The sequence below is a fragment of the Acidovorax sp. GW821-FHT10A04 genome (assembly GCF_059415825.1).
Window position 1 is genome coordinate 15,334 of record NZ_JBWKNZ010000013.1, and the last position, 18,402, is coordinate 33,735.

Annotated in this window: 16 protein-coding genes; 12 read left to right on the forward strand and 4 right to left on the reverse strand. The window is 69.3% G+C overall.

Annotation, left to right across the window (positions count from 1 at the left end):
• Positions 1-75: 75 nt before the first annotated feature.
• From AC07PF_RS24045 to AC07PF_RS24065, 5 genes are all read left to right on the forward strand, one after another.
• Positions 76-612 (forward strand): helix-turn-helix domain-containing protein, encoded by a 537-nt coding sequence (locus tag AC07PF_RS24045; protein WP_494610025.1) that lies wholly within the window; start codon positions 76-78, stop codon positions 610-612.
• Positions 609-1,055 (forward strand): VOC family protein, encoded by a 447-nt coding sequence (locus AC07PF_RS24050; RefSeq protein WP_494610024.1) that lies wholly within the window; start codon positions 609-611, stop codon positions 1,053-1,055. The genes AC07PF_RS24045 and AC07PF_RS24050 overlap by 4 nt, the downstream gene beginning before the upstream one ends.
• A 284-nt stretch (positions 1,056-1,339) precedes the next feature.
• Positions 1,340-2,152 carry an acetoacetate decarboxylase family protein gene (locus AC07PF_RS24055; protein ID WP_494613538.1) on the forward strand — a complete coding sequence of 271 codons (813 nt, stop codon included), beginning with the start codon at positions 1,340-1,342 and terminating at the stop codon, positions 2,150-2,152.
• A gap of 33 nt (positions 2,153-2,185) precedes the next feature.
• Entirely contained in the window at positions 2,186-2,977 is a 792-nt protein-coding gene (locus AC07PF_RS24060) for a helix-turn-helix transcriptional regulator (protein ID WP_494613539.1), read from the forward strand.
• Positions 2,978-3,116: 139 nt separating this feature from the next.
• Positions 3,117-3,989, forward strand: coding sequence for a DMT family transporter (locus AC07PF_RS24065; RefSeq protein WP_494613540.1), 873 nt, complete (start codon positions 3,117-3,119; stop codon positions 3,987-3,989).
• Here AC07PF_RS24065 and AC07PF_RS24070 read toward each other — a convergent pair.
• A complete protein-coding gene (locus AC07PF_RS24070; protein WP_494613541.1) occupies positions 3,986-4,885 on the reverse strand; it encodes a LysR family transcriptional regulator in 900 nt (299 codons plus the stop codon). The two genes, AC07PF_RS24065 and AC07PF_RS24070, sit on opposite strands and share 4 nt — an antisense overlap.
• Before the next feature lie 92 nt (positions 4,886-4,977).
• On the opposite strand from AC07PF_RS24070, the gene AC07PF_RS24075 reads away from it, so the two are divergent.
• Both AC07PF_RS24075 and AC07PF_RS24080 read left to right on the forward strand, forming a co-directional pair.
• On the forward strand, positions 4,978-5,976 hold the full coding sequence (locus tag AC07PF_RS24075; RefSeq protein WP_494613542.1) for a Bug family tripartite tricarboxylate transporter substrate binding protein: 999 nt from the start codon (positions 4,978-4,980) through the stop codon (positions 5,974-5,976).
• Positions 5,973-7,640 carry an FAD-dependent monooxygenase gene (locus tag AC07PF_RS24080; protein ID WP_494613543.1) on the forward strand — a complete coding sequence of 556 codons (1,668 nt, stop codon included), beginning with the start codon at positions 5,973-5,975 and terminating at the stop codon, positions 7,638-7,640. The genes AC07PF_RS24075 and AC07PF_RS24080 overlap by 4 nt, the downstream gene beginning before the upstream one ends.
• Position 7,641: 1 nt before the next feature.
• Here the strand turns inward: AC07PF_RS24080 and AC07PF_RS24085 are convergent, their stop codons facing one another.
• On the reverse strand, positions 7,642-8,760 hold the full coding sequence (locus AC07PF_RS24085) for a hypothetical protein (RefSeq protein ID WP_494613544.1): 1,119 nt from the start codon (positions 8,758-8,760) through the stop codon (positions 7,642-7,644).
• Positions 8,761-8,942: 182 nt separating this feature from the next.
• Here AC07PF_RS24085 and AC07PF_RS24090 point away from each other — a divergent pair, with 182 nt between their 5' ends.
• A complete protein-coding gene (locus AC07PF_RS24090; RefSeq protein ID WP_145698085.1) occupies positions 8,943-9,881 on the forward strand; it encodes a ferritin-like domain-containing protein in 939 nt (312 codons plus the stop codon).
• Between the two features lie 177 nt (positions 9,882-10,058).
• On the opposite strand, the gene AC07PF_RS24095 is transcribed toward AC07PF_RS24090, so the two are convergent.
• The gene (locus AC07PF_RS24095) at positions 10,059-10,949 is read right to left on the reverse strand and encodes a LysR family transcriptional regulator (RefSeq protein ID WP_494613545.1); all 891 of its coding nucleotides are present in this window, start codon (positions 10,947-10,949) and stop codon (positions 10,059-10,061) included.
• Positions 10,950-11,058: 109 nt separating this feature from the next.
• Between AC07PF_RS24095 and AC07PF_RS24100 the strand changes: the two genes are divergently transcribed.
• The 3 genes from AC07PF_RS24100 (at position 11,059) to AC07PF_RS24110 (ending at position 12,878) form a co-directional block, all read left to right on the forward strand.
• A complete protein-coding gene (locus tag AC07PF_RS24100) occupies positions 11,059-11,697 on the forward strand; it encodes an NADPH-dependent F420 reductase (protein ID WP_494613546.1) in 639 nt (212 codons plus the stop codon).
• A 45-nt stretch (positions 11,698-11,742) separates the two neighbouring features.
• The gene (locus tag AC07PF_RS24105; RefSeq protein WP_494613547.1) at positions 11,743-12,243 is read left to right on the forward strand and encodes a YybH family protein; all 501 of its coding nucleotides are present in this window, start codon (positions 11,743-11,745) and stop codon (positions 12,241-12,243) included.
• Between the two features lie 74 nt (positions 12,244-12,317).
• Positions 12,318-12,878, forward strand: a complete 561-nt coding sequence (locus AC07PF_RS24110; RefSeq protein ID WP_494613548.1) for a GNAT family N-acetyltransferase — start codon at positions 12,318-12,320, stop codon at positions 12,876-12,878.
• A 12-nt stretch (positions 12,879-12,890) separates the two neighbouring features.
• Here the strand turns inward: AC07PF_RS24110 and xth are convergent, their stop codons facing one another.
• The gene (gene xth, locus AC07PF_RS24115; protein WP_494613549.1) at positions 12,891-13,667 is read right to left on the reverse strand and encodes an exodeoxyribonuclease III; all 777 of its coding nucleotides are present in this window, start codon (positions 13,665-13,667) and stop codon (positions 12,891-12,893) included.
• A 382-nt stretch (positions 13,668-14,049) separates the two neighbouring features.
• Between xth and AC07PF_RS24120 the strand changes: the two genes are divergently transcribed.
• On the forward strand, positions 14,050-18,216 hold the full coding sequence (locus tag AC07PF_RS24120) for a beta strand repeat-containing protein (RefSeq protein WP_494613550.1): 4,167 nt from the start codon (positions 14,050-14,052) through the stop codon (positions 18,214-18,216).
• Positions 18,217-18,402: the final 186 nt, after the last annotated feature.

The following is an 18,402-nucleotide window of genomic DNA, read 5'->3' on the forward strand; positions in this document are numbered from 1 at the left end:
GCAGCGCTCACCGCAACCCGCCCTGGCAGAGGCCGGCTGGGGTCGCCGACAATGGGGCTGCTGATCCGAGGACGCATGACCCCACCCGCTACTCCCGAACCCTCTCCCCCTGCACCACCGGCCGTGGCCGGCTTGCAGGACCCGGCCCTGCTCAGGCGCCTGCTGCGCGCCAAGGACCGCATGGACGCCGCGTCGCACGAGGCCTGGCCGGTCAGCCGGCTGGCCGAGGTGAGCGGGGTGTCCGAGGCGCATTTCGCGCGTTCGTTCAAGCAGGCCTTCGGCGTGCCGCCGCACCGCTACCTGCTCACGCGCCGCATCGAGCAGGCGTCGACCCTGCTGCGGGACACCGACCAGCCCATCACCGACATTGCGTTCGCCACCGGCTGGGAAAGCCTGGGCACCTTCGGCCGCATCTTTCGCGACATCACCGGCAAGAGCCCCAGCGCGCTGCGGCGCGAGGCCCGGGCCGAGGCCGGGCCGCTGGCCAGCGTGCCGGGGTGCATCGTCAAGGCGGCGGAGCGGCCGGACCTCACGATCGCAGTTTTGGAGAAGCGTCGGCGCGCGGCGGACGGTACAAACAGGTCTTCGACAACCCAGGAGATCGAACGATGACGATGACAAGCTTGATGAACCCGCCTAGCCAGGGCATCGGTGTGGTGGGCGTGTACGTGGACGACCAGGACGAAGCGCTGGCCTTCTACGTGGAGCAGCTCGGCTTTCGCGTGCACACCGATGTGCGCAATGGCAGCTACCGCTGGCTCACGGTGCAGGACCCGGAGCAGCCCTCGTTCCAGCTCGGCCTGTTCACCCCGGGGGCGCCCCTGCACGATGACGCCACGGCGCAGACCCTGCGCGCCATGGTCGCCAAGGGGGCCATGCCGCCGCTGGTCTGGCATGTGGCCGACTGCCGCGCGACTTGCGCGCAACTGCGCGAGCGGGGCGTGGAGTTCACCCAGGAGCCGGTGGACCGCTACGGCAATGTGGATGCGGGCTTTCGCGACCCGGCCGGCAATGGCTGGAAGGTCATCCAGCGCGCTGCCGGGGCGGCGCGATGAGCGGCGGCGGCAACCGGCTCCGGCAGGTCCACCGCTGGGTATCGATCGCCTTCACGCTGACTGTCGTGGCCAACTTCGCGGCCATGGGCCTGGGCCGAGGAGCACCGCCTGCGTGGATCACCTACGCGCCCTTGGCTCCACTGGCCGTGCTGCTGCTGACGGGGCTCTATCTGTTCGTGCAACCCTACCGGGCCCGCCGGTCCGGCGCGCGTGGCGGTACAGCACCGGTGTGCGGTTCACATCCGTTCTAGCCGTGCGCGCAGGCCGTGGGCACCATCGCGGGCATGACCTCTTCATCTGCTGCTTCTCTCCCGGCCTGGTCCCACCAGGGCTTTACCGCACCCTTCACCACCACGGGCCGCTCGGCCCTGGTGCCGCCGCCACCGTGGCACTACGCCGGCTGGCTGCTCAACGTGGCCTTCCAGTTCGATGCCGAGTGCGCAGTGCCACTGGTGCCGCCGGCGGCGGGCCGGCCGCTGGGGACGGGCTGCGTGCACTTTGCCGACTGGCAGGCGTGCACGCTGCACGGCGATGAACTGCTCGACCCGGTGCTGGCGCAGTACCGCGAGACCATCGTCGTGCTGGGGGTGGAGCGGCCCGATGGCAGCCGCGCCATGTACTGCCCGGCGATCTGGGTGGACCAGGACATCTCCCTGGTGCGTGGTCTGCTGCAAGGCTGGCCCAAGAAGCTGGGCAGTACGTGGCTGACGCGCAGCCTGCCGTTGGACCACCCCGCAGCCGCACCGCTGCGCGCCGGCAGCCGGCTGGGTGCTAGCCTGGCGGTGAAGGACCGCCGGGTGTTCGAGGCGCAGGCCACGCTCACGGGCCAGCCCGGCCGGGCGCTGGGTTTTCTGGGCATGCCCACCATCGGCGCCGTGGGCTGGCCGGACCTGCGGCAGCCCGCGCAACTGCCTGCCCTGGCCTTGGTGAAACCGGCCATCGGGGAGCGCGTCGGGGCGGGCTGGCATGAGGCCACGGCCACGCTGCAGCTCACCCCCCATCCATGCGAGGACATCGGCCTGCTGGGTGGGCTGGTGGCGGGGGGCGCCAGCGCTGGCTGGATCGGTATCACCGTCGCAGGCGCGGTCGATGCCTGAGCGCAGGGCTGCCGCCCCGCAGGGCCTGTCACCGTGGCGCTGAACCTGCGCTCCGAGGTGCGCCGGCTGCGCGTGTTCGACCTGGAGCAGGTGCGGCACCAGGAGCCGGGGCAGGAGTGGGTGCCGCACTGGCACGAGGAATGGTCGTTCGGCGCCATCGTGCGCGGCGAATGCCGCTGCTGCGTGGCAGGCCGTCCGTTCGTGGCGCGCACGGGCGACGTGATCGCGATTGCGCCGGGCATGGTCCACACGGGGGCGCTGAGCGCGCCGCAGTACCAGGGGCGCGTGTTGGTGGCCATGCTGTATGTGCCCAGCGACTGGCTCGTGCACGAAGGGCTGCGGCCTCCCCCGCGCAGCGGCGTGGCGCGCATGCCCCGGCTGGCCGAAAGCGCGCGCGGCCTGGTCACCACGGCCGAGGTGCAGGCCTGGCTGCGGCGCGCCGTGCCAGCCCTGCGCCGCAGCCTGCCTGCCGATCCATCTGCCGTGGAGCCGGGGCCCCCGAGTGCCGCGGTGCGCGCCCTGATCGAGCGGGTGCAGCAGGCCGTGGCTGGCAGCGACCTGTCGGTGGCGGACCTGGCAAACCGCTGCGGGGTGAGCCGCGAGCGCATCCACCGCGTGCTCACGCAATGGGTGGGCATGGCACCGGGCGACTACTTGCGGGCCGTGCGCCTGCACCGTGCCCGGCAGCTATTGCTGGCGGGCGAGCCGGCCGCCGCGGTCGCGGCGGAGTGCGGGTTTGCCGACCAGGCGCACTTCACGCGCTGGTTTCGCCGCTCCTTCGGCTACACGCCCGGGGACCTGCTGCAGGCGGCCGAACGTGGCTGACCAGGACGGGCACCGAAGGGCAGGCACAATCGCCCGGCGACAGGGCCTTTGCCCTGCCGGTTTTCTGCCTTTTGCGCCACGTCCCTTTCGTTGACCGATGCCCGCGCCCGGAGTGCTTGCGGGCGCCTCTTTTTTCTCCATGCAATCGCCGCTGCCCGTCTTCGCCCTGCTGTTCAACGCCTTCGTCTGGGGCCTGGCCTGGTGGCCGTTCCGGTTGATGCATGGTGCCGGGCTGCACCCGCTGTGGGCCACTGCGGCGATGTACGCCGTGGTGCTGCTCGGCCTGCTGACCCTGCGGCCGGGCATCCTCGCGCAGGTGCGCCAGCACCCGGGGCTGTGGCTGCTGGCGCTGGCCTCGGGCTTCAACAACGTGGCCTTCAACTGGGCCGTGACGGTGGGCGACGTGGTGCGCGTGATCCTGCTGTTCTACCTCATGCCCGCCTGGGCGGTGCTGCTGGCCTGGCGCATCCTGGGCGAGCGGCCCACGCCCATGGCCATCGCGCGGCTGGTGCTGGCCTTCACCGGTGTGGTCCTGGTTCTGCTGCCCGGGGACGCCTCGCCGGCCAGCCTGCTGCAGGGCCTGTCCATGGCCGATGGCCTGGCCTTGATGGGCGGCTTCATGTTCGCGCTGGTCAATGTGACGGTGCGCCGCCTGCACGATGTGCCGGGGCAGGCGCGCATGTTCGCCATGTTCGGCGGCTGCATGCTCATGGCGCTGGTGGCGGCGGTCGTCGGCATGCAGTTCGGCTTGGTGGAGGCCTTCCCGGCCTTCAACGCCACCTGGGCCATCACGGGGCTGCTGCTGTCGGGCGTGCTGATGCTGGGCAACTGGGCCCTGCAGTTCGGCGCATCGCGCCTGAAGGCGGGCACCACGGCGGTGGTCATGCTGTCCGAAGTGGTGTTTGCCAGCGTGTCCTCGGTGCTGCTGTCGGCCTCGCAGCTGGAGGCGCGCACGGTGCTCGGGGGCTCGCTGATCCTGCTCGCCGCGCTGCTGGCGTCCTTGCGACGCTAGCCCGGTAGACGCGCCGCGGCGCGTTTGAGCGCCGCCGCAAATGCCAGCGCTGCAGGCTTGGGCTGGGTGCCGCGGCGTGACACCAGGTACAGGTCCAGGTGGGCCACTGGCTCGCGCAGCATGGCCACCCCCAGGCCCTGGCGCAGGCATTCCTCCATCGCGAACGAAGGGATGACGGCATGGCCCCGGCCGGCGCGCACCATGCCGATGATGGTGCCCAGCAGGTTCATGCGCGGGCGCTCCTCGTGCGTGCGGCCCAGGCGGGACAGGTGCTTTTCGATCACCACCTGGATCGGGTTGCCCGAAGGCAGACTCACCAGGGGCAGGCCCGCCAGGCTGCTCCACGGCAGGCTTTCCGCCAGGCCGCTGCCGGCGCCGGGCGGGCTGATGCGCATGAGCCGGAACTTGCACAGCGGCTGGCGCGACAGGCCCACGGCCGGCTTGACGAAGAAGCCGAAGCCGATGTCGGCCTCGCCCTCAAGCACCTCCTGGCGCACGGTGCCCACCTCCACGTCGGCCAGGTGCACCTGCACCGCTGGATGCGTGTCGGCAAAGCCGCGCACCACATCGGGCAGCAGGCTGGCCGAGATCATGGGCGTGGCCGCCACCAGCAGGCGCGAGCGCACGGCGGCCTCGCTGCCATCGAGCACGGCGCCCAGCGTGCGCAGCTCGCCGACGATGCGTTCGGCCACCGGCTGGAGCCGCCGGCCCGCATCGGTGAGTGTGAGCGAGCGGGTGGTGCGGTGGAACAGGCGTGCGCCCATCTGCTCCTCCAGCTCCTTGACCAGCATGCTCATGCCCGAGGGGGACAGGTGCACCTGCTCGGCTGCCTTGGCAAAGCTCTGCAGGCGTGTCACCTCCAAAAAAGCGTGGAGCTGGCGGCTACTCAAATTCATCAGCTTTGTTGACGAATTCATCAGAAATTTCCGTTTGATTCAAATCAAGACTGTCGTTGTAATTGTGGTCCAACTTCCAAAGAGACAAAGCCATGACCCTTGCAGCCCCGTTGCAGCCGTCCTCCCTTCCACGCCGACACATCGTGCTCGGCGCCCTGGCCACGGTGGCGGCGCCCCTGGTCCGTGCGCAGGGCAGTGGTGCGGACACGCCCGTGCGCCTGGTCGTGCCGTTCACGCCCGGCACCGGCATCGACCTGATCGCGCGCCAGATCGCAGCCCCGCTGTCCGAGCGGCTCAAGCGACCCTTCTTCGTGGACAACAAGGCGGGTGCCTCGGGCATCATCGGCACGCAGGAGGTGGTGCGTGCGGCGGCCGATGGGGCCACCTTGCTGGTCAGCGTCAATACGCTCGTGATGAACATGGCGCTGTACCCCAAGCAGGGCTTCAATCCGCTGACCGACCTGCAGCCCGTGGGGCAGACGAGCTGGGGGCAACTGCTGCTGGTGGCCAGCGAGAGCTCGAAGATCCAGTCGCTCAAGGAGCTGGTCGAGCGCGCCAGGGCCAAGCCCGGTGCGCTCAACTACGGCTCGCCCGGCGCGGGCACGCCGCACCACCTGGCCATGGAACTGCTCAAGAACCGCGCCAAGGTCTCGCTCACGCACATCAGCTACCGTGGCACGGCACCGGCCGTGACCGATCTGCTCGGCGGGCAGATCGACGCCATGTTCCTGCCCATCCACGTGGCCCTGCAGCACGTGAAGGCGGGCAAGCTCAAGGCTCTGGCCATCAGTTCCGAAACACCCCATCCGCTGCTGCCCGAGGTGCCTTCGCTGAACAGCCTGAAGGTGGGCGACCTGAACGTGGACATGTGGTACGGCGTGTTTGCGCCTGCGGGCACGCCCCGCGCCTACGTGGAGCGCCTGAACACCGAGCTGCGCGAGGTGCTGGCGGCACCCGCCGTGGCCAAGGCCTTCGAGACCCAGGGCATGACGCCTGCCCACAGCACGCCTGAGGCCTTCAAGAAGCTGGTGGCCGCCGACGCCAAGCGCTGGGCCGACCTGATCAAGGCCCAGGGCATCACCGCCGAATGATGAAGATGACGAAAGCAGCAGACGCAATGAACGCATCGAGCAAGGATCTGGCGCAGGACGCCGAAGTGGTCATCGCCGGCGGTGGGCCCGTGGGCATGGGCCTGGCGATCGAGCTGGGCCAGCGCGGCGTGCGCACCATCGTGGTGGAACGCTATCCACAGCCCCAGCCCATCCCCAAGGGCCAGAACCTGACCCAGCGGACGATGGAGCATTTCCACTTCTGGGGGGCGGAGAAGCCGTTGCGCGCAGCGCGCACCATCCCCGTGGAATACGGCATCGGCGGGCTGACGGCGCATGGCACGCTGCTCGGCCCCCACACCTACGACTGGCTGCAGCGCGACCTGGTCAAGCCCTACTACTTCACCGGCAATGAGCGGCTGCCGCAGTACGCGACGGAGGCCGTGCTGCGCGCGCGCGTGGCCGAGTTGCCTTCGGTGCAGACCCTTTACGGCTGGGAAGCCAAGGCCGTGGTGCAGGATGCCGATGGGGTGTCCATCACCATCGCGGAGCGTGGCGGCAGCGGTGTCGAGCGCGTGCTGCGCAGCGCCTATGCCGTGGGTTCGGACGGCGCCCGTTCCGTCGTGCGCGAGCAGGCCGGCATCACCCAGACGCGCACGGACCATGACCGCATGATGGTGCTGCTGGTGTTCCGCTCGCACGGGCTGCACCAGCTGCTCGAGCGCTACCCCGGCAAGTCCTACTACAACGTGCTGCAGCCTGAACTCAAGGGCTACTGGAAGTTCTTCGGCCGCGTGGACCTGGGGAGCACCTGGTTCTTCCATGCGCCCGTGCCACCGGGCACGACCAAGGACAACTTCGACTTCGCGGCCTACCTGCACGAAGCGGTGGGTGCGCAGTTCGACGTGGAGTTCGAGCACGTCGGATTCTGGGACCTGCGCTTCATGCTGGCCGACCGCTACCGCCAGGGCCGTGTCTTCGTGGCCGGCGATGCGGCGCACAGCCACCCGCCCTACGGCGGTTATGGCGTGAACTCGGGGCTCGAGGATGCGCGCAACCTGGGCTGGAAGCTGGCTGCCACCCTGCAGGGCTGGGGCGGCGAGCGCCTGCTCGACTCGTACGATGCCGAACGGCGCCCGGTGTTCGCCTCCACCATCAACGATTTCATCGCCAAGTCCATCGACACGGACCGCGCGTTCCTCGATGCGCATGACCCCGCACACGACCTGGCCGCCTTCGAGGCCGCCTGGAGGGCGCGGGCCCAGGGCGCGGTGGGCGAGGTGCATGCCTTCGAACCCCACTACGAGGGCTCGGCCGTGGTCTGGGACAGCGCGGGCCGTGCCAGCAGCGCCAAGGGCTCGCACCGCTTCGACGCACGGCCCGGCCACCATCTGGCGCCGGCCCTGCTGCCCTCGGGCCGCAATGTGTATGAGGAACTGGGCGCCGGCTTTACCCTGCTGGCCTTCGGCGCCAGCGCGCAGGAGGTCCAGGCCTTCCGTGATGCCGCCACCGAGCAGTCGCTGCCTCTGGCGGTGGTGCAGGCGCAGGGCGCAGGCGAGCACGAGCGCTACGACGTCCGGCTGGTGCTGGTGCGCCCGGACCAGTTCGTCGCCTGGACAGGCCGTGGCGCCGAGCTGGGGGCAGACCAGGCCCGCGAGGTGCTGGAGGTGGCTGCCGGAGTGCAGGCCGAGGTGGCCGCGGCCTGAGCTACGGCTTTTTCCTCTGCAAGGCCTTCAGCCGCACCCGCTGTTCCGGCGTCGTGCTGGGGGCGTACAGGCGCCCGACCAGGGCCTGCTCCCATTCCTCGCCGTGGTCGGGCCAGGTCTCGATCAGTTGGGTGAGGCCTTCCACGTCCTCTGCATCCGCCAGTTCGCGCACGCGCTGGGCGAACGGTGACAGCGGTGGTGGCGGTGGAGGAGGCTCGGGTGCCGGCTCCCGCATCACCGGCTGTGCGCCGGGGCGAAAGGGGTCGCGTCCCTCGCGCATGAAGCGGCGTATCGCCTCTGCCGCAATCATGGTGCCCGGCTCGTCGGCGTTCTCGTCGTCGAACTCGAACAGTTCGGGGTCCAGGTAGCCCTCCCAGTTCTCGTGCGAATTCCACTCACAGATCGGCAGGTGGTAGCCGCCTTCGGCGTACATGTCATGGTCCAGGGTGATGAAGGCGCGGCCGCGCATCGCACCATTGATCACCAGGCTGCCGTCGTTGTACTCGCCGTAGATGATGTTGGCCACCTTCACGTCGCCCATCACGCGCATGTGGCCGTCACCATGGCCGAAGCTCGTGGCGTGGATGGTGCCGCTCACCAGCGTCTGCCCCGGGTAGGTGTAGGTCAGCTGGCTGAACACGCCAGCGACCTCCACATCCCCCTCCACGACGACGCCGGCATGCAGGCCGAATTCGGCGATGCGCTCCAGATCGAAGTCTGTGTGCCAGCGCAGCCCGTGGCGGAACAGCGCCAGCCTGCGGGGCTGGCCGCGCAGTTCGTCGGCCCCGTTGATGGCCAGGAAGGCATCGAGCAGCGCGTGCGGTATGCGCCCGTCGCAGAACAGCTCGTCGGCCACGCTGCCATCGGCCACCGGCAGTGTCGGGTCGCAGGGCATGTAGCCCCGTTCATGCCATTCGGCCTGCAGGCGCTGGCAGTGGGCCTGCGCCTTGCTGGCCGTGCCGTAGGTGGCGTTGAGCACCAGGCAGGGCTTGCCGATGGTGCCGCTGCGCACGCGCAAGCGGGTGCCGCCCGCGTGCAGCAGCAGTTCGATGAATTCACCGTGCTCGGCCGATTCGAGGTAGCAGGTCACAGGGGCGGTGGGGGAGGTTGGCAGGCTCATGCGGCATTGTCCCGTGCGATTGCCCGGACGGCCTGCCAAGGCGGCGGCATCTGTTTCAGGCTGTTTCGAGGCCTCTGCACAAGGGGCCGGATGTCCTACACCGGCACCCTCTGCATGCCGACCCATGGGGCGCGAGGGGCCTCCCACAATAAACCCACTGTTCAACCAACCGGAGACCTCTTATGGCCGATTTCAACGATGCGAACCGTGACCCCCTGACGAATGAACCTGGTGCACACCCCGTGGGCACAGGCGTGGGCGCTGCCCTCGGCGGTGCTGCCGCGGGTGCCGCAGCCGGCGCTTTCGGTGGTCCTGTGGGCGCCGCCATCGGCGGTGTGGCCGGTGCGGTGGCGGGCGGGCTGGCTGGCAAGGCGGCCGGCGAAGCGGTCAACCCCACCAATGAAGATGCTTACTGGCGCGAGAACTACCACCGCGAGCCCTACTACGTGGGCGGCCGGACGTACGACCAGTACCGCCCCGCTTATGAATTGGGCTGGAGTTCGGTGGGCCGCTACGAAGGCGACTACGACGCCGTCGAGCCCCGCCTGGCCGATGACTGGCGCGCCCGCCATGGCGACGATGGCCTGGCCTGGACCGACGTGCAGCCCGCCACCCGCGCCGCCTATGAGCGTGCCTACAACAGCCAACCGCTGGACGTGGCGGGCGAGATCGACAACGACGACGTGATCGACACCCTGAACGACCTGCTGGAGTCGGCCCGCGATGGCGAGTACGGCTTCCACGCCAGCGCCGAGCATGCCGATTCGGGCCAGCTCAAGGGCATTTTCCAGCGCCACTCGCGTGAATGCGCGGCCGCTGCCGCCGAACTCGAACGCGAGATCCGCGCCCGCGGCGGTGAACCTGTCAGCGGCGGTACGGTGGCCGGTGCACTGCACCGCGGCTGGGTGTCCGTGAAGACGGCCCTGTCCACGCAGGACGACAAGGCCGTGCTGGAAGAGTGCGAACGCGGCGAGGATGCGGCCGTGGCCCGCTACCGCAAGGCCCTGAAGGCCAGCCTGCCGCATGACCTGCGCGCCCTGGTCCAGCGCCAGGCCGATGGCGCCCAGCGCAACCACGACGAGGTGAAGGCCTTGCGCGACAGCTTCAGCCCTGCACGTTGACCGGTTCGCCGGCCCTCCCGGACTCCTGCCCGCCTGTACGCAGGCGGGCAGGGAACGGGCAGGCCGCCACCGTGAGGGCAGTGGCCGTGCTTTGAACCACAAGGTACCGCTGCGGCTCCCCGCCACCGCCGCCATGGGTTTGCGCCCATGGCGGCGGTGTGCGTTGGGCCGGGGCCCTCATGGTGGCGCGAAGTGTTCCAGCGCAAAATCGATGAAGCTGCGCAGCTTGGGCGTCACCCGCCGGTCCGGCGCATAGACCAGGTGCAGGGGACGCGAGGGCACGGCATAGCCCTGCAACACCGGCACCAGCTGGCCGCCGTGCAGGGCATGCTGCACGGCATCCAGCGGCTGCAGGATGATGCCCAGGCCCGCCAGGGCGGCGTGCACCAGGGGTTCGCCATGGTCGGCCACCAGGCGGCTGTGCACGGGCACGACGATCCTGCCCTCGGGGCCATCGAAGCTCCAGTGGGTGCGCAGCTCGGTGTGGGCAAAGCCCAGGCATTCGTGCTGCTGCAGGTCCCAGGGGGTCGACAGCGGCTGTGGGTGCGCCTGCAGGTAGCCCGGAGAGGCGCATGCCACCAGCCGATAGGGCGCAAGCGCCCGCGCAATCAGGCCGCTGTCCTGCAGCACGCCCACGCGGAACACCGCGTCGTAGCCCTCGTCCACCAGGTCCACCGCGCGGTTCGAGGTGGTGAGTTCCACCTCGACCTGCGGATGCGCCTTCATGTACGCGGGCAACAGCGGTGCCAGGCTGTGGATGCCAAAGCTCACGGGCGTATTGATGCGCAGCCGCCCGCTGGGCACGGAGCGCGCCTCGGCCGCCAGTTGCTCGGCCTGCTCCAGCTCTGCCAGGATCAGCCGGGCGCGCTCGACGTAGGCACGCCCGAAGTCCGTAAGGCTCTGCCGCCGGGTGGTGCGGTGCAGCAGGCGCACGCCCAGGTGCTGCTCCAGCGCCTGCACATGCTTGCCCACGAACTGCGACGACATATGCAGCGCATCGCCCGCAGCGCGGAACGAGCCCAGCTCCACCGCCTTGACGAACACCGCCATGCCCGTGAAACGGTCCATTGCAATCCAATCGTTTCGAATATCGCACCATTCTAGGTATTTATCTGAATTGGGTCTGAATCGACACTGAAGTCCTTGTTTCAACCAACCAATGGACAAAGGAAAAGTCATGACGACAGCAAACATTGCAGTGATCGGCGCGGGCAACATGGGCGGTGGCCTGGCCACGGCGCTGGCGGCGGCCGGCGTGGAGGTGGCGCTGGGCGTGCGCGAGGCTGGCGGCAAGGCGGCTGCGCTCGCCGAGGGCCGCGTACGGGTCCTGGACGTGGCGGCTGCGGTCGCCGCAGCCGAGGTGGTGGTGCTGGCGCTGCCCTATGGCGCCAGCGTGCAGGTGCTCCAGGCCCTGCCTGCCGCGGCGCTGCAGGGCAAGGTGCTGGTGGACATCAGCAACCCGGTGACGGCCAACTTCCAGGGCCTGCAATTGGGCACCACCACCTCGGCCGCCGAAGCGATCCAGGCCGCCGCGCCGGGGGCGCAGGTGGTCAAGGCCTTCAACACCATCTTTGCCCAGTTGCTGGCAGCCGGTGCGCGCCAGGGCAAGGCGCCGCTGCAGGTGTTCGTGGCGGGCGATGCGGCCGACGCCAAGGGCCGGGTGCACGAACTGGCACGCGTGCTGGGCTTCGAGCCCGTGGATGCCGGCCCGCTGCGCAACAGCCGCTACCTGGAGCCCCTGGGCGGCATGAACATCCAGTTCGGCTTCTTCCTGGGCTGGGGCCCGGCGGCCGCTCCGGCCTGGGTGCGCGTCTGAGTGCGCGCATCCCTTTCTTTCTCACCATTCCATCGAAAGCCTTCCATGCAACACTTCCCCTTGCCACGCCGCAGCCTGGCGGCCGTTTTCACGACCACTGCCATGCTGGCCCTGGGCGCGGTCTCTCCGGTGGCGGTCGCTGCGGGAGCGGATGACACCGCCGCCATCCGCCAGACCCTGCAGCGCTACGAAGAAGCGCTCAACCGCGCCGACACCGCCGCCATCGTGCAGCTGTACACGGGCGATGGTGTGCAGATGGCGCCTGACGCGCCTGCCGTCACAGGACGGGAGGCTTTGCGCAGCGCTTACGCCGGCACGTTCCAGGCGATTGCGCTCCAACTGGCCTTCACCGTGGACGAGATCCAGCTGCTGGGCAAGGACGCGGCGCTGCTGCGCAGCCACTCGGCGGGCACGCTCAAGGTGCAAGGCAATGACCAGCCCGCAGGGCCGGCAGCGTTCAAGGAGCTGTTCGTGCTGCGCAAGCAGCGCGACGGGCAGTGGAAGTTTTCGCATTACGCGTTTTCGGCGGCACCGGCCAAACCCTGAACGCCGGCATGCCGGCACAATGCGGTGACTGCGGCCGCTGGGGCCGCGCTCCTTCCAGAACCCCCGTGCCGCCCATGACCACCATCCACCTGCGTCCGGAGCTGCCCGGTGACGCACCGGCCATCGAGGCCGTGACCGTTGCCGCCTTCGAACACGCACAGCACAGCTCGCACACCGAGCAGTTCATCGTGCGCGCACTTCGAGAGCGCGGGCAGCTGGCGGTCTCGCTGGTGGCGATGGAGCGGCGCACGGAGGTGGATGGGGACCTGGACGGCGAGGTGCAGGGCATAGAGCACATCGTCGGGCATGTGGCCATCTCGCCGGTCACTGTGGACCCCGCCCCCGCAGGCGGCTGGTACGGCCTCGGGCCCATCTCGGTGCTGCCCTCCTGCCAGGGCAAAAGCATCGGCGCGCAGCTGATGCGGCAGGCGCTGGCGCAACTGCGCGCACTGCCCGGGACGGTGGGCTGTGTCCTCCTGGGCGAGCCGGCTTACTACACGCGATTTGGTTTCCGGGCCGAACCTGCCCTGGTCCTGCCCGGCGTGCCGCCGGAGTACTTCATGGCCCTTGCATTCACCGGGCCTGTGCCTGCAGGCACGGTGCAGTACAGCGACGCCTTCGAGGCCAAGGCATGAGAGAAGAGCGGACTACCCCAACGTGACCACCACCGGCGCGTGGTCGCTGGGCTGCGGGTTCTTGCGCGGGGCGCGGTCCACCACGCAAGCCGTGACGCTGGCGCGCAGGGCCTCGCTCACCAGGATGTGGTCGATGCGCAGGCCCCGGTTCTTCTGGAAACCGAGCATGCGGTAGTCCCACCACGAGTAGATCTTCTCGGGCTGCTCGAACATGCGGAAGCTGTCCGTGAGGCCCAGCTCCAGCAGCGCCTTGAAGTGGTTGCGCTCTTCGGTCGTGTGGTGGATGGTCTCGCGCAGGCCCACCGGGTCGTAGGAGTCGCGGTCCTCCGGCGCCACGTTGAAGTCGCCCACCAGGGCCAGGCGCGGGTGCGCCGCCATCTCGGCGCGCACCAGGTCCTGCAGGGCCTGCAGCCAGCGCATCTTGTAGGCGAACTTTTCCGAGCCCGGCTCCTGGCCGTTGACGAAGTAGCCGTTGATGAGGCGCAGCGGGCCGGTGGGCGTGTCCAGCGTGGCGATGATCACGCGCGCCTGCTCGTCCTCGTGCGCCGGGATGTTGCGCACCACGTCGGCCAGGGGGTGGCGGCTCAGGATGGCGACGCCGTTGTAGGTCTTCTGGCCGAAGGCCACGGCCTCGTAGCCGGCCTCCTTGAAGGCGTCGTGCGGGAACTTGTCGTCGGTGAGTTTCAGCTCCTGCAGGCCGATGGCGTCCACCGGGTTGGCGGCCAGCCAGGCCAGCACCTGGGGCAGGCGCACGGAGAGGGAGTTCACGTTCCACGTCGCTATCTTCATCACCATCATCGGTCCTTGCTTGTTCAATCTCAATCGCTCATGGCGATTGCACTGGGGTGCATCCTATCCTTGATTGGCGGGGATGATCGCGGAGGCATTTCGGGGCGAAAAAATGCATATGCACAACATATGCAGATGCCCTGAAAATACTATTGGATTTGATGACGCTGCCGGCTTATCGTTGCGCCAAATTACAACGCTGGAGACAAGCCTTGCCATTCGATTCCATGCCCCCGCTCCCGGACAGGCGACTGCCCGTCTGAGCCTGGGCGGGGCCTGTGCCGCCGCCTGACCAGCCAGTCCGAGGCCGCCTGCCGGGCCTCGTGGTTGTCCCCTCGCTCCCAACTTCCCACTTCGTATTCCGTACCTGGAAGGCATCGCCATGTCCACGCCCAACGCATCCCACGTCCTGCAGCAGATCTTCATCCTCGCCACCGGCCATGCAGCCCCCGCCCCTTTGCTCGCCGAATTCGAGGCGGTGGTCACTGCCGATGGCAACTATGGCCGGGTGGCCGCAGCCTTCGAGACGGCCATGGGCCAGATGGTCGCCAGCCGTGGCGTGGGCGGCACGGTGCAGCAATTGGCGCTCAACGGCCTGGGCGTGGTGCTCTCGGCGGACGACGGCCTGGTCATCGCGCGGCTGGCGCAGGAGCAAGGCCTCACCACCTGGGCCAGGCTGATGGATTTCCTGGTCAACGCCGATGGGGGGGTCTACACCGCGCTGGATCACCGTGCCGAAGCGGCCAACGCCTTCAACAGTGCGCTGGCCAGCCAGAACAAGGGCGCGCTGTTCAGCGGAGAGGGCCTGTCGGCGGCCGTGCACACCCTGCTGCAGGGCATTGGCACCACCGATGCCAGCGCGGCCATGGGCATCAGCGGTGTGCAGGCCCTGGCCGGCAGACTCACCGCCGCGGGTCTCCAGGGGCGTGTGGCCGATGGCTATGTGAAGGGTGCCACCGTGTTTGCCGACGCCAATGGCAACCACAGGCTGGACGCAGGCGAATGGTCCGCCACTACCGATGGCGCGGGCGGCTTCACGCTGCCGGCCAACGTGCAGGGGACGCTGGTGGCCACCGGCGGCACCGACCTGCTCACGAACAAGGCCTTCAAGGGCCAGCTCACCGCACCCACCGGCAGCACGGTGCTGAACCCCATCACGACCCTGGTGCAGGCGCTGATGGACAAGGGCGGCGCCACCACCACGGTGGAGCAGGCCACGGCCCTGGTCGCCAAGGCGCTGGGGCTGCCTGCCGGCGTGAACCTGCTGACCTACGACCCGCTGGCCGTGCTGGCCAGCAGCAGCGCCAGTGCCGCCGACAAGGCCGTGGCCCTGGGCTACCAGAAGGTGGCAGTGGCGCTGGTGAACGTGGTCAGCATCGGCGCGGCCGCGCTGGATGCGGCCGAGGCCAAGGCCGGCCAGCCGGGCGTGGCCACGCCGCATGCGGGCCAGCCAGGCGCGGCGGCGGGCACGCTGATCGCGTCCCTGGCGGATGCCCTCGCCGACGCAGCGGGGGGCAGCGCCGGCATGGTGAACCTGTCGGATGCCACCTTCCTGCGCGCCATCGTGGCCGATGCCGCGGGCGACTATGGCCTGCGGCTGGATGCCACCAGCCTGGACCTCATCGGCAAGGTGGTGGACGCCGCCAACGATGCGGCCGACGCTGCGAGCACGGTGGCGGTGCTGGGCCAGGTGGCGGCTGCGGCCACCGATGCGGCGGGCTCGGTGGCCACGGGCAACTTCCAGGCTGCGGCCAACGGCTACACGGGCGCAGCCTTCACGGCCGCGGTGCAGCAGCAGGCCGTGGGGGAACTGGCGCCCGGCGTGTCCGCGGGCCAGGGCAGCAATCCGCCCACGCCACCGGCATCCGGCGGTGGAGGCGACGCGCCGGGCCCGGTGGACACGCAGGCCCCGGTGCTGACCATCACCAGCTCTGCCGCTGCGCTCAAGACCGGCGGCACCGCAACCATCACCTTCACCTTCACCGAAGACCCGGGCGCGAGCTTCACCGCGGCAGACATCACGGCGTCTGGCGGCACGCTGGGCGCCCTCAGCGGCACGGGCCTGGTGCGCACGGCCACCTTCAAGGCCACCAGCTCGGCCAACCTCGACACGGGCGGGCACATTGCCGTGGCCAAGGACAGCTTCAGCGACGCGGCCGGCAACAAGGGCGCGGCGGCGGCCGTGGACATCGCCACGGTGTTCAATCCGGTGCTGTTCGTGGGCAACAGCGCGACCTTTGCGCGCATCGACCCGGCCATGTCGTATAACACCTACGATGCGGCGACCAATCCCTTCGGCGTGCACGACCTGACCTCGCCGGCCAATGGTGGCACCTTCACCAATCTCACGGGCGCCAACCTCTACGAGCCGCACCCCTGGGGCGGCGTGGCGGGCCTGTTCGACAAGTTCGCCGACCAGGTGGGCCTGGGCTACGACGTGTCGCTCTCCACCCGCAACGCGGCCACGCTCAAGGGCCATTACCTGAACTCCTCGGCCGCGGGCTGGGACATGCGCGGCAACATTGCCAGCCAGAAATGGGAGCTGGTGGTGCTGCAGGACCAGACGGACGAACCGCTGCCTTCGGGCTCGGGCAGCATCACCTTCGCGGCAGGCAGTGCCACGGCCAACCTGGTCATCACGCCCACGGCCGATGGCGCGAAGGAATACGACGAGACCCTGGCGCTGAAGCTGGCCGCTTCGGCCGGCGACTACCGCGTGGGCACCAGCTCCGCCGTGGGCACCACCATCCTCAACGACGACCCCACCGCCCCCGCCACCAACCCGGCCCTGGCCACGGTGACCCTGGTGGCCAGCCCTGGCCAGGTGACGGAGGACGGCACGGCCAACCTGGTTTTCACCTTCACGCGCACCGGTCCCACGACCAGCGACCTGGTCGTGGGCTTCACCGCCTTCCGCGACGGCAGCACCTCGCCATCGGTCTCGAACGCGGTTTCCGCAAGCCAGGATCTGGAGCTGTACAACACCGCCAGCGGCGCACTCTCGGCTGCGGGAGGCGCAGGCACTTCACCCTATCGCTTCACCAGTGGCGGGGGCTTTGCGACCAGCGCCGATACGGGTGCGGCCACCACCACGGGCGCCGTCTCCTTCACCAGCAACACCGGCACCATCACCATCAAGGCGGGCCAGACTTCGGCCAGCATCACGCTGGACCCGCGCGTCGACAGCACGGTGGAGGCCGACGAGGGGATCCGCATCACGCTGGCACACCCTGCCACCGGCACGGACTACAACCTGGGCACGCTGGGCGCCGTCAGCGGCACCATCGTCAACGACGACTTCGCGGTGGGCACCGACACCAGCCTGCCCAACGTGACGCTGGGCCGGAGTTCGGCCGCAGGCGTGTACGAGAACGCCGGCCAGAACCTGGTCTACACCTTCACGCGCAGCGGCGACACCAGTGCCGCGCTCACGGTGAACTTCACGGCGGACGGCACGGCCACCTACTTCGCGGCGGATCCGTCCAAATCGGACTTCGGCATCTCTGCCAACGCCACGCTCACCACCACTTCGGGCGCCAATGCCGACATCGGCGAGTTCCAGAAGTACGCCACGGCGATCGAGAATTTCGTGCACACCGGCGCGGCCGACACCGCCACCCAGCCCGGCACCACGATCGCCGGCAACCCGAATGCGGACGCCTCGACCGACATGTATCTCTACGCCACCTGGGCTCGGCCCGACATGGTGGCCGGCGCCTACGACATGCTCACCTCGCGCACGCTGAACGGTGCTGGCGCCTACGAAGGCACGGGGGACATCAGCCGCTCGGACACCCAGGCGAGCGCCTACTACCTGACGCTCGAGGGCATGACCACCGACCTGCAAAACGCCTATGCCAACCTGGCTACCGTCAACCCCGACTTCGTGGGGGTTGCGCCGGTGGGCACGGCCTTCATGGCTGCCGTGCAGAACGGGCTGTCCATCCGCGACCCCTACACCGAGACGGGCGGCGCCAGCGTTGCCAACGGCGGCAAGATCAACCTCTGGCACGACGACAACCTGCATGCGAGCAAGTACGGCTCCTACCTCTCGGGCCTGGTGCTGTTCGAGACGCTCACCGGCCTGGACGCGCGCGCGCTGGGGGCGAGCGACAAGGTGGCGAGCGACCTGGGCATCGACGCGACCACCGCCGTGGCGCTGCAGAAAGTGGCCTCGGCCACGCTGGGTTTCAACCAGAGCTACCAGTGGAGCGCCCCCGGCAAGGTGGCCGACCTGGGCGGCAGCAACGCCACGGCCACGCTGGCCACGGCCGGCGGCTTCAGCTTTGCCGACCCGGCCTTCGCCGCGCACACCGTCAGCGTCACGCCCACGGCCGGGGCCCTGGGGACGCTGACCGCGCAGGTGCGCTCCGATGGCCACACCGGCCAGGTCAACTGGCTCTACACCGTGGGCAACCAGGCCATTGACCCGCTGCTGGCCAGCGGCCAGCAGCGCCACGACCAGTTCACCGTGACCCTGGACGACGGCCACGGCCATGTGAGCACACGTCTGGTCGACATCACGCTGGTGGGGACCAGCGCCATCTGAGGCGCGTGCGGCCGCCGCGGCAATGCGCAGCAACCTGTGCTCCGCGTCACAGCCTTGCGGGCGGGGGATGCCTATGATTTCCTTGCCGGCCTCCAAGCGGCATCCCCTCTTGCGACAAGCAAGTTGCTGCCCGCCTCCGTGCGGGCTTTTTTTTGCGGGTTGGCGGCTGTGAACTTCTTTGCGTCC

What these genes read in the sequence shown, in the direction of transcription:
- AC07PF_RS24055 (WP_494613538.1), top strand. Translation starts at nt 1,340, where the DNA reads ATGACCTCTTCATCTGCTGCTTCTCTCCCGGCCTGGTCCCACCAGGGC.
- AC07PF_RS24085 (WP_494613544.1), bottom strand. Translation starts at nt 8,760, where the DNA reads ATGAGCCTGCCAACCTCCCCCACCGCCCCTGTGACCTGCTACCTCGAA.
- AC07PF_RS24090 (WP_145698085.1), top strand. Translation starts at nt 8,943, where the DNA reads ATGGCCGATTTCAACGATGCGAACCGTGACCCCCTGACGAATGAACCT.
- AC07PF_RS24050 (WP_494610024.1), top strand. Translation starts at nt 609, where the DNA reads ATGACGATGACAAGCTTGATGAACCCGCCTAGCCAGGGCATCGGTGTG.
- AC07PF_RS24065 (WP_494613540.1), top strand. Translation starts at nt 3,117, where the DNA reads ATGCAATCGCCGCTGCCCGTCTTCGCCCTGCTGTTCAACGCCTTCGTC.
- AC07PF_RS24110 (WP_494613548.1), top strand. Translation starts at nt 12,318, where the DNA reads ATGACCACCATCCACCTGCGTCCGGAGCTGCCCGGTGACGCACCGGCC.
- AC07PF_RS24075 (WP_494613542.1), top strand. Translation starts at nt 4,978, where the DNA reads ATGACCCTTGCAGCCCCGTTGCAGCCGTCCTCCCTTCCACGCCGACAC.
- AC07PF_RS24100 (WP_494613546.1), top strand. Translation starts at nt 11,059, where the DNA reads ATGACGACAGCAAACATTGCAGTGATCGGCGCGGGCAACATGGGCGGT.
- AC07PF_RS24095 (WP_494613545.1), bottom strand. Translation starts at nt 10,949, where the DNA reads ATGGACCGTTTCACGGGCATGGCGGTGTTCGTCAAGGCGGTGGAGCTG.
- AC07PF_RS24070 (WP_494613541.1), bottom strand. Translation starts at nt 4,885, where the DNA reads ATGAATTTGAGTAGCCGCCAGCTCCACGCTTTTTTGGAGGTGACACGC.
- xth (WP_494613549.1), bottom strand. Translation starts at nt 13,667, where the DNA reads ATGAAGATAGCGACGTGGAACGTGAACTCCCTCTCCGTGCGCCTGCCC.
- AC07PF_RS24120 (WP_494613550.1), top strand. Translation starts at nt 14,050, where the DNA reads ATGTCCACGCCCAACGCATCCCACGTCCTGCAGCAGATCTTCATCCTC.
- AC07PF_RS24045 (WP_494610025.1), top strand. Translation starts at nt 76, where the DNA reads ATGACCCCACCCGCTACTCCCGAACCCTCTCCCCCTGCACCACCGGCC.
- AC07PF_RS24105 (WP_494613547.1), top strand. Translation starts at nt 11,743, where the DNA reads ATGCAACACTTCCCCTTGCCACGCCGCAGCCTGGCGGCCGTTTTCACG.
- AC07PF_RS24080 (WP_494613543.1), top strand. Translation starts at nt 5,973, where the DNA reads ATGATGAAGATGACGAAAGCAGCAGACGCAATGAACGCATCGAGCAAG.